Here is a 12,877-nt window from a genome sequence, read left to right as displayed (position 1 = left end):
GGGTGGGGGACCTACATTCACTGAGACGGGCGGGCGCGTGGACGACATCAGGCGGGGGGACCTCCGCGAGCGGCTCCTGGGCCGCATGGCGGCTGGGGTGGAAGGGGAGGCGGCGGACTTCGACGAGCTGGCGCGCGGCGTGTTCGCGCACCAGTTCGCCTGCAACCAGCCATACCGGCTGTTCTGCGAGCGGCGCGGCGCGACACCGGATTCGGTGACGAGCTGGGAGGAGATCCCCGCCGTACCCACCGACGCGTTCAAGGCGGCCGCGCTGGTGTGCGGCGATCCTGAACGCGCGGCGGCCATCTTCCGCACCAGCGGCACCACCGCCGGCGCCGAGCGCCGCGGAACGCACTACCTCCCCGACCTCGCGCTCTACGACGCCGCGCTCCGGGCCGGCTTCCTCGCCCACCTCCTCCCCGACGGCGCACCCATCCGCTTCCTCTCGCTGGTCCCGCGCGCGGCGGAAGTGCGCGATTCGTCGCTCTCGCACATGGCGGCGGAGTTGATCCGCGACTACGGCAAGCCGGGAAGCGGCACCTTTGTCTCGGCCGATTTCGGGATCGCGCACGAGGAGTGGACGGCGGCGCTGCGCACGGCGGAGGAGGATGGCGAGCCCGTGTGCGTCCTGGGGACGGCGTTCGCGCTGGTGCACGCGCTGGACGCGATGGCGGCGCGCGGCGAGCGATTCCGGCTTCCGCACGGCTCGCGGCTGATGGACACGGGCGGCTTCAAAGGGCGCACCCGCGAGGTGTCGCGGGGCGAGCTGTACGGCGCCATCCGCGAGCGGCTGGGGATCGCGCCGGAGTGGTGCGTGAACGAGTACGGGATGACGGAGATGAGCTCGCAGTTCTACGATGGGATTGCGGGCTCCGCGGCGACGGACCTCGCGCGGCGGCGGCACGTGGGCCCGCCGTGGGTGCGGACGCGGGCCACCGATCCGGAAACGCTCCGCATCCTGCCGCACGGCGAGATCGGTGTGCTCCGCCACTGGGACCTCGCCAACCTGGACTCCGTCGCCTTCATCCAGACCTCGGACCTGGGCTTCAGCTCGCCCGAGGGGTTCCGCGTGATCGGACGTGCGCAGGGGGCCGAGGCGCGCGGCTGCTCGCTGGCGATGGACGAACTCCTCAGCGCGCTCCGCCACGGCTGAGGCGCCGCCTCCGCACCAGCTGCGCGATCCCCGCGAGCGCCAGGAAGATGGCCGCCGCTAGCAGCGTCTGCGCGAACAGCTTGGCGAGGACGGGCGGATCGAAGAGGCTGTAGAACGCCGCCTTGAATCCGTTCCCCGTCTCGAACTGCACCCTGGGGAAGAGCTTGCCGATGGCGTACGGCTGCGCCGGGGTGAAGGGCCAGCCGAGCATCAGGTTGGTGGGCCCGCTTTCGTCCAGCATGTCCACCAGCAGGTGCGATCCGTAGCCGGTCCCCGCCACCAGCGCCCACCTTCCGCCGGCCGCCGCGTACACCGTCAGCGTCAGCACCACCACCGCGGTGATGCTGTGGGAAAAGGTGCCGTGCAGCGATGCGCCGCGCCCCGTCATCAGCCCGAGCACGATGTCGAAGTCGGGCGACACGGCCAGGAAGCCAGCCAGCGTCCACGCCTTCCAGCGCGGAAGCGGCTTCGCGGCGATCGCGATCTCGGCCAGCCCGGCGCCGATCAGTGCGTGTGCGGGAGGAAACGACATCCGTGGGCTCAAGCGTTGAAATGGCGGAGGGGCGTGAACGATCACGCCCCTCCGCCCGCCGTGCCGTGGCATCAACCGTTCCAGCGACGCCGCACACGGGCGCGAAGAACCGCCGCAACCTCTTGCGCCAGAGTGCTTTGCCCTGGGTCCGCAACTTGCAAAACGCCCCCCCGCCCCGCCGGGGCGCTGACGCAGCACACACCATGACGGGAGGAACGCGATGCCAGGCTACGGACGCGACTACAACCAGGGCGGCGGCTTCATGGACCGCGTGGGGAACGGCTTCCGCCGAATGTTCGGCGGCGGCAACCACTATGGCCACGACTACGACACGGGCGCCGGCTACCACGGCGGAATGCACGGCGGCGGCCACGGCAGCGGGATGGGAAACAGCAACTACGGCGGCCATTTGGAAGGGAACGGCCGCTACATGGGCCAGGGCGGCTTCGGCGGCGGGTACGGGCAGGGCGGCTTCGGCGGGCAGGGCGGCTACTCCGGCCCGGGCGGCCATGGAAACCAGGGCGGTTACGGCGGCCAGGGCGGGTTCGGGGGCCAGGGCGGCTACGGCACGCCACGCTTCGGCGGCGGAGGCGGAGGCGGAAATCAGGGCGGCGGCTACTCCGGCCAGGGTTACGGCGGACAGGGCGGCTACGGCAACCAGGGTGGCTACGGCGGCGGGCACCTGGACGAGGACCGCGTGCGCTTCGTGCGCTACGACCGTGACTTCGGCGCGCAGGGCGGCTACGGCTACGGCGCGCAGGGCGGCGGCGCGGGCTACGGCCGCGGGGACATGGATTACGACAACGACTACAACGCCGGCGGCTACCGCGGCGGGCAGGCGCAGGGCGGGATGAGCCGCGGCGCGGGCGGGAATGCCGGTGGGTTCGGTGTCGGCGGGGGCGGGGGCAGCGGCGAATGGGGCAGCTACGGCGGCGGTGGTGCGTACGGCGACTCGAGCGCCTTCCGCGGCTCCAACGCGGGTGGCTTCGAGCCGGGCCGCTACTTCCGCGGCTACGGTGTGGGCAGCTCGCACCGCTACTCGCCCTATTGAGCCGGTGGGCTGAACGGCGGATTGATGAACCGGCGGGCGCTCCTTCACGGGGCGCCCGCCGTGCATTGCGCGCCGCGCAGGGGATCGAGACCAGGCAAGGGCGGGCAGACACGCAGGTCTGCCCCTACCAGTGACGGTGCCGCGGGCGATAGTCGAGGTGGGGGCAGGAGTGGGCGCGATGAATCGCGCCCCTACCACAGCCCGGCAAAACCGCCCCCTCTCTCGATAACGGCGAGGGCGCAGCCCTCTCCTGTTATCGGGAGAGGGGGCAGCGAGGAACGAGCGGGGGTGAGGGCCCTACTCCCCAAACAGATCCCCCGCCCCCGGCACCTGGCGTCTGCCCCGCGCCCGCGGCTGGCGAACCACGCGTTCTTCCGGAAAGATCACCACCGCGTCCGGCTGCGCGAGCGAGCGGAAGACGGCGCGCCCCTCCTTTTTCAGCAGCGCGAGCGCCCCGCGCACCTCGTCCTGCGTCAGGTCCGAATCGGTCAGCCCCGCGAGCACCTCGCGGAACGGAAGCGTCTGCCCGCGATGGCGGCCCGCCAGGAGCTCGGCGGCTGCGATGGGATCTGCGCGGCGCGAGGGCTCCGGTGCGTGCGCCGGTTCACCGCCGAAGAGGTCCAGCACCTGTTCGGGGGGCGGCTCCGCGGGTTCCGCGGTCGGCGTGAAGAGGACGGACGCGGCGCGGTCCTCCAGCCCGGCGCCCTGCACGGCCGCATTCAGCGCCAGCGCCGCGGCGGGCTCGGAGGAAACCAGGAATAGGTACGCGGCGACGGCATCCTCCCCCGCCCCCACGCGCGCAGCCTTGAGCACGCGCCCCTCCGCCGCCTTCTCCAGCCGCGCACGGAAGCGCTCCAGCACCGCCTCCAGCGCCTGGGCTACCCCGCCCTCGCGCTCCGCCGCGCGCCAGCCGAAGACCCACTCGTGCCGAGCATCGCCCAAAAGCGCGGAGCAGCCCTCCACGATGCGCTTCGCGAACGGCGGGAAGTCGGCGAGGGGGCCGCTGAACTTCCCCTGCTTCTCGAAGTCGCCGTGCGGGAAGCGGAGGAGGAGGTCGATGGCGGGATCGCCGAGCACGGCATCGAGCAGGGTCCAGGGGAGGCGGCGGGCGCTCGGCGGGGCCATCCAGAGGAGCGCCCGGGCACGCTCCGGGACCGCGAGCAGCACGTCCGCCACGTTGCGGAAGTCGGCCTCCACCAGCCCCACCTCGCCGGGAGCGAGGGCGGCGGGATCGGCGGCGTCACGGACGCGATCTCCCCACCCGATCCCCTCCAGCTCGGCGCGGAAGCGGGCCAGGAGCGCTGGATCCTCCTCGGCCAGCACGGCCGACGCGAGCTCCGGCGCCGCGTCCAGCACCGCGCGCACCGCCGCCACCGCGCGTGAAGGCCCCTGCCGCCCCGGATCGCCCACCCCGAACGAGTACTCGGCACCCGCGAAGGCATCCAGGTACACGATGCGCTCCGGCGCGCCGGGATCATCCTCCTCCGTGCGCGCGGCTGCACGCGCCGCGTCCCGCGCCCACGCGCCGGCGAACGCGGCGAGCACGGGGTGCAGCGCGGCGTCGGGAACGGGCGGAGCGGGCTTCACGGCAAAGGGCGCGGGGTGGACGGTGGATGCGGGCGAACACTACACCCGAACCCATACCGAAGCAACCCGGCCCGCAGGTTGCTGCACTGCGCGCGGGACGATGGGTGCCACCCGATAACCAGGAGGAATGCCATGGATGCAACCGCGTCGCGCAAGGCGACCGTCGCCTGCTCGTCGTGCGGGCGACTGAACCGCGTGGACCTGTCGCGCGCATCGGACCGGCCGAAGTGCGGCGCGTGCGGACGCCCGATCGCGCTCGACCGCCCGCTGGCGGTGACCGACGCCACCTTCGAGCGCGTGGTCGCCGGATCGGACGTGCCCGTGCTGGTGGACTTCTACGCCGACTGGTGCGGCCCCTGCAAGATCATGGCGCCGGTGCTTGACGCGGTGGCGCAGGCGCGCGCCGGCTCCGTGCTCGTCGCCAAGCTGGACACGGACCGCAACCCCGCCATCGCGCGCCGCTTCCAGATCGCCTCCATCCCCACCCTAATCGTCTTCCGCGGCGGGCGCGAGGTGGGCCGCGAGCTGGGCGCCATCCCCCGCCCGCGCCTGGAAGCGCTGCTGGACGGCGCGACGAGGTGATACCGTTTCTCGCGGCGGCGCAGGAGGGGAGAACAGCGGAAGAAAAGCATCACACAGAGACGCGGAGGGGTACGGAAAGGCCACAGAGATACCCCTTCTGCTTTTCTCTCAGTTGCCTCTGTGGCTCTGTGCGAGGCCATCTGTTCACCTTTGTTGCTCTCCCGTCTGGTGCGGGGGCATGCGTTGCATCTGCTCAATCCGCCGCGACCGCCGCCGGCTCCAGCTCTACGCTCCAGTTGATGCGGGTGTCGGGGGCAAGCGAGGCGGCTACCGAGCAGTACTTGTCGAACGAGAGCTGAACGGCGCGCTCCACGTGCTCGCGCGGGGAGCCGGTGGCGACGCGGAAGGTGAGGTGGAGGTCGGTCAGGCGGCGCGGCGGGTTGGGGGCGCGGGAGAAACGCACCGAGACGCTGCACGCGCTGGGGGGCGTGCGGCGCTTCTCCAGGTAGTCGATCACGTCGATGGCCGAGCACGACGCGATCGCCACCACGAGCGTATCCACGGGGCTGGGCGCGGCCTCCCTGTTCCCATCCACCACCAGCGTGGGACCTCCGGCGGGGCCGCCGCGGTAACGCATCCCGCCCTCCCAAACCACCTCGACCGGGTACTCCACGGGCACTCCCTCCGGCATCACTTCCTCCTCGTTCGTCAGTCGTCGCGCTGGACCGTGTAGGACAGCGTCACCATGCCGCTAGGATACGTGCGCGTTCCCGCGAGCGCGAGTGCGGTGCGCGGCGCGCCGGGCGGCAGCAGCGGCACGCCCCCGCCCAGCAGGATGGGTACGACGGTGACTTCCACCGAGTCCACCTGGCCCGCCGCGAGCAGGCTCCGGAACAGCTCGCCGCCGCCGAACAGCCATATCTCGCCCTCGCCGGGCTCGGCGCGCAGGGTGGCGACCACCCCGCCCGCATCCTCAGCGACGACCGTGACGCCGGGGTGATCCTCCGGACGCAACGTGCGCGAGAAGACGTAGACGCGCGTGCCGGGTGCCCAGGGCGCCTGGCCGGTCCGCGTTAGATCGTAGCTGCGCCGTCCCAGGAGCACCGTATCGACCCTGGCGAAGATCGCGGCGAAGTCGACTGTGGGATCGTGCGGAATCCAATCGAACTCGCCCTCAGGCCCGGCGATGTACCCATCCAGAGTCGCGGCCACGTTGTATCGCACCCGGCGCATACTCCCTCCTTTCTCTCTTGAGCCTCTGTGTCTCTGTGTGAGCCCGCTGTTGCGGTTCCTCAGATGCTCGCCACGTGCCGCCCCGCGAGCTCCCGCAGCCAGCCGTGGATGTGGCCGTTGCTGGCCAGCACCCGCCCCGTGTCGAGCGGCTCGCCGGAGTCGCCGGGCCAGCCGGAGACGCGCCCTCCCGCCTCGCGCACCAGCAGCATCCCCGCCGCCACGTCCCACGGCGCGAGGCCGACCTCGAAGAAGCCATCCAGCCGCCCCGCCGCCACGTTCGCCAGGTCCAGCGCCGCGCTGCCGTCGCGGCGCACGTCGTGAGTGGCGCGCACCGCATCCGCCACCAGCGACATGTAGGCGTCCAGGTTCCCCTTCCCCTTTTTGAACGGAAAACCGGTGCCGAGCAGCGCTCCAGACGGCTCGCGCACCGTGCTGGTGTGGATCGGCTCACCGTTCAGGAAGGCGCCGCACCCCCGCGCCGCGTGGAAGACCTCGCGCAGAAAGGGCGCGTGGATCACCCCCGCGGCCGGCCCGTCGTCGTCCGCAAAGGCGATGCTCACGCACACGAACGGATGGCCGTGCACGAAATTCGTGGTGCCGTCCACCGGGTCCACGATCCACCGACGGCCGGACGTGACCGCCCCCGACGAGAGCTCCTCGCCCACCACGGCGTCGTCCGGAAAGCGCTCGCGGATGCGCTCCGTCACCAGCCGCTCCACCGCCTCGTCCACCTCGGTCACCAGGTCGGCGCGGCCCTTGAGGCGCACGCGGTCGGCGCCGGTGCGCGCGGCGATCAGCTCGGCGGCGTCGTACGCGGCGTCGAGGGCAAGGCGGAGCTCGTCGTGGAACGGCGTGGTCATCGGGAACGGGGCACGGGTGGAACTTAGGGTGACGTCCGGGATACGCATGCAGCGGCCCGCCCGGTGGATCTGGCGTCCTTTTGGGACCGATGGTACATTGGGCGTTTCCGCGCGTAAAAGCCACCCGTCGCAGCGAAAGTCCGGCCTCCGGTCGTACGTCCGAACGCACGCAAGTCACCCTTCCACCCACCCGTCACGGTCACGCCATGGCAAACACCCCCAACGAGTCGCCGAGGGAGGCAGCCGCCACCCTGGACCTCCCCCCATCGCAGACCGGCTTCGCGGATACGAGCTTCTTCGGCCATCCGCGGGGGTTGTCGACGCTGTTCTTCACCGAGCTGTGGGAGCGCTTCTCGTACTACGGCATCCGGCCGCTCCTGGTGCTGTTCATGACGGCGGCGATCGCCAGCGGCGGCTTCGAGCTCCCGCGCGAGCAGGCGTCGGCCATCGTGGGGATCTACGCGGCCAGCGTATACCTGGCCTCGCTCCCCGGCGGGTGGGTGGCGGACCGGATCCTGGGCCTGCGCCGCGCCATCTTCTGGGGCGGCGTGCTGATCGCGCTGGGGCACCTGGCCATCGCGCTCTCGGCCGTCTTCGAGCGGAGCGCCTTCTTCCTCGGGCTGGTGCTGATCGTCCTGGGAACGGGTCTGCTGAAGCCGAACATCTCGGCCATCGTGGGCGACCTGTACCCCGAGGGCGGCGCGCGGCGTGACGCGGGCTTCTCCATCTTCTACATGGGAATCAACATCGGCGCGCTGGTGGCGCCGCTGGTCACCGGCTTCCTGGGAGAGGACCAGGAGCGCTTCGGCTGGCACTACGGCTTCGGCGCGGCGGGTGTCGGAATGGTGATCGGCCTCATCTGGTACTCGCTGTCGGCCAAGCGCACGCTGGGGAACATCGGGATGGAGCCCTCGCGCCACGCGGACCCCGTGGTGGACGCGCGGCAGCGCCGCAGCGCCGTGATGGGGCTGTCCGTCTTCGTCGCCGTGCTCGCGCTGGTGGTGATCCTGGGGATGGCGGGCTTCATCAACGTCAACCCGGTGAGGGTGGCGGAGAACATGAGCTACGTCATGCTGGGGATGGCGATCCTCTACTTCCTCTACCTCTTCGTGGCGGGCGGTCTGAGCACGGACGAGATGAAGCGGGTGGCGGTCATCATCGTCCTCTTTCTCTTCGCGGTCATCTTCTGGTCGGCATTCGAGCAGGCGCCGACCTCGCTGACGCTCTTCGCGGCCGACTTCACGGACCGCCACGTCTTCGGGTGGGAGATGCCGGTCACCTGGCTGCAGGCGGCAAACTCACTCTTCGTGATCCTGCTGGCGCCGGTGTTCGCGGCGATCTGGGTGGGGCTGGCGCGGCGGCGCGGCGACCTGAGCAGCCCCGCGAAGTTCTCGCTGGGCCTTCTCTTCGCGGCCGTGGGCTTCGCCATCATGATCTTTGCGGCCAACGCGGTGCTTTCCGGCGGCGCCGGCACGCGGGTCTCGGCGTGGTGGCTCATCGCCAGCTACTTCTTCCAGACGGTGGGCGAGCTGTGCCTGAGCCCGGTAGGCCTGTCGTCGATGACCAAGCTGGCGCCCCGCAAGTACGCGGGCCAGATGATGGGCGTGTGGTTCATGGCCGCCGCGCTCGGAAACCTGATCGCGGGGATCGTGGGCGGGCACGTGGACCCGGAGAACCCGGCGCAGATGCCGGCGCTCTTCGAGCGTACCACGCTCTCGCTGCTGATCGCGGCCGCGGTGCTGGCCGCGCTGATCATCCCCATCCGGCGGATGATGGCGACCGCCTCCGACGAGCGGCCCGCGGGCGTGCACTGACGCGCGGCGGGGCGAGGTGACGCGAACGGGGCCCCACACGCGGGCCCCGTTCGCCGTTCATGGGGAACGCGCGCCGCGCAGCCGTTTACAGGAGGCCACACGGCGGATCCCCCGCCCGCGGCGCGACGAACAGAACAAGCATGCTGAGCGACGAGCAGATCGGCGAAAAGATCCGGGCGCTGGAGCTGGAGGAGGACTACATCCGCGAGCTCCTGGCCTCGCTCGGCTTCGACCCCGCGGACGGCTTCACCTCCGCTTCCATCGCGGCGCTGGAGCGCGCGACGATGGACGAGCGCCGGCGGGCGGCGTTGCGGACGCTGGCGCTCGCGCCGGACTGAACTTCGGGGAATGGGGAATGGGGGGAATGGGGAATGGTAGCTTCAACAGCCACAACCGCCTGGGGCTGTCCCCAACCTGTCCCTGATCCCCTCTGCCGTTCCCGATTCCCCATTCCCCACTCCCCATTCCCCGATGTTCCACCTCGACCCCTCCGACCCCACCCCCATCGAAGCCCAGCTCGTCCGCACCGTGCGCTCGGCGCTGGGGGCGGGGCTGCTGGCGCCTGGCGAGCGGATGCCCACCGTGCGGCAGCTCGCGGTGGACCTGCGCGTGGGGGCCAACGCGGTTGCGCGCGCGTACGAGGAGCTGGAGCGGCAGGGGGTGCTCGAAACGAAGCAGGGGGTAGGGACCGTAGTGCGGTTGTCCCCGAGCGCCATCAAGCACGACGAGTTGCTCGCCGAGCTCTCGGCGCTGGAGGACACCTTGCTCCGGGAAGCGAGCGAGCTGGGGTTTTCGCTGGACGAGGTCATCATCCACCTGGACAGCCGCCGCCCGCGGTAAGAGGCACTCATGGCAGGCAACAGCATCGTACCCTCAAAGGGCAACATGATCGCGCCGCAGAGCAACGCGCCGCGTCCCAACTTCATCTCGGCCATTGCCTTCGGCCTCCCCACGGTGGCCGGGGCGATGACGGCGGCGGCGGTGAACACGCCGCTGGCGGCGGCGGTGGGGCTGGGGCTCGGCATCGTGGCCGCGCTCTCGCCCAAGATCGCGCAGCACTGGGAGCGCGCCGTGGTGCTGCGCTTCGGGCGCTACGCGGGGCTGCGGGGGCCCGGGCCCTTTTTCGTGATCCCCTTCGTGGACAGCATCTCCGCGTGGGTGGACCAGCGCACCGTCACCACCGCCTTCACCGCCGAGGAGACGCTCACCTCGGACACGGTGCCGGTGAACGTGGACGCCGTGCTCTTCTGGACCGTCTACGATCCCGAGAAGGCGGCGCTGGAGGTGCAGGACTACACGGCCGCCATCAGCTGGGCCTCGCAGACGGCGCTGCGCGACATCATCGGCCGCACCTCGCTCTCCGAGCTGCTGCGCGGCCGCGTCCGCATCGAAAAGGAGCTGCAGGCGCTGATCGACGAGCGCACCACCCCCTGGGGCGTCACCGTGCACTCGGTTGAGATGCGCGACGTGGTGATCCCCGCCGCCCTGCAGGACGCCATGTCGCGCGAGGCGCAGGCGTCGCGCGAGAAGTCGGCGCGCATCATCCTGGGCGAGGCCGAGGTTGCGATCGCGGAGCTGTTCGAGAAGGCCGCCGAGCGCTACCGCGACAACCCCACCGCGCTCCAGCTGCGGCAGATGAACATCCTGTACGAGGCGCTGAAGCAGAAGGGCGGGATGATGGTGATCCCGAGCAGCATCGTGGAGTCGATGGGTCCGGCGGGGGTGATGGGAACCGCCGCGCTCGCCGCCCAGGCGCAGCAGAAGCAGGACGCCGACACCACCGTCGCCGAGCTCCCGACCGTCCCGCCGGCCCATCCCAACCTCCCGCCCGCCGCGGACCTGCGGGTGTTCGGGGGGTAGGGCGGGCCCCCTCCCCCGCTCGTGAACTCGCGGCCCTTCCCCCAATAACTACCTGGGGGAGGGGCGTTCGCAGCCATTTGCCCGTGGCGCGCAGGTCTCGTAGGGGCGCGATTCATCGCGCCCACCCTCTCCCTGCCTCGACCGTTGCACCATGCGCGGATCCCGTTGGGGCCGACCTGCGTGTCTGCCGACCCCTGCCCGGCCTCGACCCTCGCCATCGACACCGGCCTTGTAGGGGCAGCCCGCGTGGCTGCCGTGCTTTCATCCGCGCCGATGCTGGCGCGTCCCGCCTCCACGACCCCCGCTTCCCAGGCTGGGCACCTGATGACCGCGTGCACCATCAGGCTTACATGAGCACGCCAATGAGGAACACCACTCCGGCGCCCGCTACGAACCACCACGCCGCGGACCGGCGCAGCCTGGCACCGTCCGGGGTGAAGAGCGACGGGCGAAAGAAATCGAGAATGTAGATCTGGCGTGGGAAAAGGCCGAAAAATTCCTTCTCGTGCGGGTTCCGCAGATGCTCCCGCAGTCGGAACGCGAGGAGGTTCACCCCCATTGCCCATACCACGAGCGCGACCCAGAACAGCGCATGTATCACCTTCCCCTCCTCTGCGATTCCAGGTACTCGCTCGCGCAGCGTCGGATCAGCGCCTCCGCTTCGGCGAGCGGGAGGTAGCTGGATGCGCGCGGGCCGCCGGGGTATACGGCGGTCCGGTAGAAGCCGTGCTCCTCACTCTGGATGGTAGCGGCATCGACCGCCGGGTCCTCCGAGACCGCGAACTCCCATGTGTCGTGCCGCGCGCGGAAGTAGAAAGGGGAGCCATCCACCGTCCCTTCCGCCTGGACGGGAACGGCGGCGGTGGTGAAGTGGAAGGTGAGCGGGAGGGTCATCGCGAGCCTCGTACAAACGTTTGAAGAGCTATGATCCGGCCTTCTCGCGCTTCCACATCAGGAGCGCGAGCCAGAAGACGAAGGCCTGGACGGAGGACGGCCAGTCCGCCGGGAGATCGATCAGGACGCGGCGCGTGAACGTGCCGGCCGGCGCGACCCGCCCCACCTGCTGCTCCCCCTCGAACAGCCCGAAGCGCCGGGCCCACATCGACTCCTTGCGCAGCGCGAACGCCCGCTTCCCGACCTCCAGCTCGAAACGGTCGCTGAGCACACTGGGCTTGATGGCGCGCGCCAGCGTCCTGCCGTTCCACTCCAGCAGGAAGGCGCCACTCATCATCCCCTCCCGGTAGAGCCGAAAGGTCTCGCCGTCGATCTGCACGTCCGCCTTCTCGCGCCACGACGACGCGTCCAGGTCGGCGATCAAGCGGCCGTCCTGTTGAAGGTGGAAGCCGCTGGAGAATATCCCCTTGGGTACTGCTTCGATCACGAGCGCCTCCTGGCCGGGTGGAACTGCCTGCCGGGATGCGCCGGCACACCATGGGCTACGAGCCGCGTCAGACCATGGTTTCGGCGGACGTGTCACTAGGGATGGTGCGGTGTGGCGCACCCACCCCACCCTTCACGGCGCGCGCCCCGCTCGCCAGCCACAGTTCAGTCGGGGTGGCAGAAAAATCTGCCAGGATGGCCGAAGCGCATTGGCCCGGCGGCTGCAACGCGCGCGGGCCGCAGGTCGTCCACCACCCTTCAGCCTGGAGGAACCCGTGAACTCATATCTGTCGGTGATTCTGCTCGTCGCCTCCGCCGCCGCGTGCGCGCCCTCCGCGCCCCAGCCCGGACCCGCGCCGCGCCGCGCACAACTCGACGCGGACGTGCCGCCGATCCTCGCGCTGCTGAGCGACCGGGAGCGGCTGTCGCTGACCTCGTCGCAGGTGATCGCGCTGGACTCGATCGCGCGGGAGTGGGACGTCAACAACGTGAAGCTGAACCGACGGTTGGGCGTGGCGCGTGGCAAGCGCCCGGTCACCATGGCGCTGAACCCCGCGGCGAGCCCCACCCGCGCCGCCCTCGCCGACAACAACCGCCGCGCCGCCGAAGCCGTGCAGCAGGTGCTGACCCCCGCCCAGCGCGAGGCTGCCTGCGCCATGCCCCGCGCCGTCGGGACGCGCGCGTCGGGCCGGAAGGGCGGTCTCAAGGCGTCGTTCGCCGGACGCGGCACCGCGCGGCCCGAATCCCGCCCCGCAGCGGTGCGTCCGGCGTGGCACTGGTGCGCCGGAACGGCTCCCGCCCAGCCGCTCGCAACGCTGTAAGGCTGAGCCGGCACACGTGATCGAAGCGGCCTGGCGTGACGGCAGGGACTCGCCGTCACGTCAG

General features: G+C 70.9%; 16 protein-coding genes. 8 read left to right on the top strand and 8 right to left on the bottom strand.

All coding sequences use genetic code 11. The features are described 5' to 3' along the window. The first annotated feature begins 37 nt into the window (after positions 1 to 37). The gene (locus VF584_09850) at positions 38 to 1,153 is read left to right on the top strand and encodes a hypothetical protein (GenBank protein HEX8210465.1); all 1,116 of its coding nucleotides are present in this window, start codon (positions 38 to 40) and stop codon (positions 1,151 to 1,153) included. Here the strand turns inward: VF584_09850 and VF584_09845 are convergent. Continuing rightward, entirely contained in the window at positions 1,131 to 1,685 is a 555-nt protein-coding gene (locus VF584_09845) for a metal-dependent hydrolase (protein HEX8210464.1), read from the bottom strand. The two genes, VF584_09850 and VF584_09845, sit on opposite strands and share 23 nt — an antisense overlap. A 220-nt stretch (positions 1,686 to 1,905) precedes the next feature. On the opposite strand from VF584_09845, the gene VF584_09840 reads away from it, so the two are divergent. Next, positions 1,906 to 2,736 (top strand): hypothetical protein, encoded by an 831-nt coding sequence (locus VF584_09840; protein ID HEX8210463.1) that lies wholly within the window; start codon positions 1,906 to 1,908, stop codon positions 2,734 to 2,736. 297 nt (positions 2,737 to 3,033) lie between these two features. Here the strand turns inward: VF584_09840 and VF584_09835 are convergent, their stop codons facing one another. Continuing rightward, the gene (locus tag VF584_09835; GenBank protein HEX8210462.1) at positions 3,034 to 4,323 is read right to left on the bottom strand and encodes a hypothetical protein; all 1,290 of its coding nucleotides are present in this window, start codon (positions 4,321 to 4,323) and stop codon (positions 3,034 to 3,036) included. A gap of 132 nt (positions 4,324 to 4,455) precedes the next feature. On the opposite strand from VF584_09835, the gene trxA reads away from it, so the two are divergent. Next, the gene (gene trxA / locus VF584_09830; protein ID HEX8210461.1) at positions 4,456 to 4,905 is read left to right on the top strand and encodes a thioredoxin; all 450 of its coding nucleotides are present in this window, start codon (positions 4,456 to 4,458) and stop codon (positions 4,903 to 4,905) included. Positions 4,906 to 5,098: 193 nt separating this feature from the next. Here the strand turns inward: trxA and VF584_09825 are convergent, their stop codons facing one another. Genes VF584_09825 through VF584_09815 form a run of 3 tightly spaced genes read right to left on the bottom strand, consistent with a single transcriptional unit; the run spans position 5,099 to position 6,938 of the window. Next, positions 5,099 to 5,536 carry an OsmC family protein gene (locus VF584_09825; GenBank protein HEX8210460.1) on the bottom strand — a complete coding sequence of 146 codons (438 nt, stop codon included), beginning with the start codon at positions 5,534 to 5,536 and terminating at the stop codon, positions 5,099 to 5,101. A 17-nt stretch (positions 5,537 to 5,553) separates the two neighbouring features. Beyond that, positions 5,554 to 6,078, bottom strand: coding sequence for a dihydrofolate reductase family protein (locus tag VF584_09820; GenBank protein ID HEX8210459.1), 525 nt, complete (start codon positions 6,076 to 6,078; stop codon positions 5,554 to 5,556). A 59-nt stretch (positions 6,079 to 6,137) separates the two neighbouring features. Further along, positions 6,138 to 6,938 (bottom strand): inositol monophosphatase family protein, encoded by an 801-nt coding sequence (locus VF584_09815; GenBank protein ID HEX8210458.1) that lies wholly within the window; start codon positions 6,936 to 6,938, stop codon positions 6,138 to 6,140. A gap of 206 nt (positions 6,939 to 7,144) precedes the next feature. Here VF584_09815 and VF584_09810 point away from each other — a divergent pair, with 206 nt between their 5' ends. The 4 genes from VF584_09810 to VF584_09795 all read left to right on the top strand — a co-directional run bounded on the left by VF584_09810 (position 7,145) and on the right by VF584_09795 (position 10,612). Then, the gene (locus VF584_09810) at positions 7,145 to 8,752 is read left to right on the top strand and encodes a peptide MFS transporter (GenBank protein HEX8210457.1); all 1,608 of its coding nucleotides are present in this window, start codon (positions 7,145 to 7,147) and stop codon (positions 8,750 to 8,752) included. 140 nt (positions 8,753 to 8,892) lie between these two features. Then, positions 8,893 to 9,090: a hypothetical protein gene (locus VF584_09805; GenBank protein ID HEX8210456.1), complete on the top strand. Its 198-nt coding sequence runs from the start codon at positions 8,893 to 8,895 to the stop codon at positions 9,088 to 9,090. Positions 9,091 to 9,223: 133 nt separating this feature from the next. Beyond that, positions 9,224 to 9,592: a GntR family transcriptional regulator gene (locus VF584_09800; GenBank protein ID HEX8210455.1), complete on the top strand. Its 369-nt coding sequence runs from the start codon at positions 9,224 to 9,226 to the stop codon at positions 9,590 to 9,592. A 9-nt stretch (positions 9,593 to 9,601) separates the two neighbouring features. Beyond that, entirely contained in the window at positions 9,602 to 10,612 is a 1,011-nt protein-coding gene (locus VF584_09795) for a slipin family protein (GenBank protein ID HEX8210454.1), read from the top strand. A 346-nt stretch (positions 10,613 to 10,958) separates the two neighbouring features. On the opposite strand, the gene VF584_09790 is transcribed toward VF584_09795, so the two are convergent. From VF584_09790 to VF584_09780, 3 genes are read right to left on the bottom strand one after another with little or no spacing between them, the layout of a single operon-like run. Next, the gene (locus VF584_09790) at positions 10,959 to 11,213 is read right to left on the bottom strand and encodes a hypothetical protein (protein HEX8210453.1); all 255 of its coding nucleotides are present in this window, start codon (positions 11,211 to 11,213) and stop codon (positions 10,959 to 10,961) included. After that, positions 11,210 to 11,506 carry a hypothetical protein gene (locus VF584_09785; GenBank protein ID HEX8210452.1) on the bottom strand — a complete coding sequence of 99 codons (297 nt, stop codon included), beginning with the start codon at positions 11,504 to 11,506 and terminating at the stop codon, positions 11,210 to 11,212. Before VF584_09785 ends, VF584_09790 begins: the two co-directional genes overlap by 4 nt. A 28-nt stretch (positions 11,507 to 11,534) precedes the next feature. Beyond that, positions 11,535 to 11,993 carry a hypothetical protein gene (locus tag VF584_09780; protein HEX8210451.1) on the bottom strand — a complete coding sequence of 153 codons (459 nt, stop codon included), beginning with the start codon at positions 11,991 to 11,993 and terminating at the stop codon, positions 11,535 to 11,537. Between the two features lie 274 nt (positions 11,994 to 12,267). Between VF584_09780 and VF584_09775 the strand changes: the two genes are divergently transcribed. Then, positions 12,268 to 12,813 (top strand): hypothetical protein, encoded by a 546-nt coding sequence (locus VF584_09775; protein HEX8210450.1) that lies wholly within the window; start codon positions 12,268 to 12,270, stop codon positions 12,811 to 12,813. The last annotated feature ends 64 nt before the right edge of the window (positions 12,814 to 12,877 follow it).

It is taken from the genome of Longimicrobium sp. (assembly GCA_036389135.1).
Lineage (GTDB): Bacteria > Gemmatimonadota > Gemmatimonadetes > Longimicrobiales > Longimicrobiaceae > Longimicrobium.
This window is presented reverse-complemented; position numbering and strand designations above follow the sequence as displayed.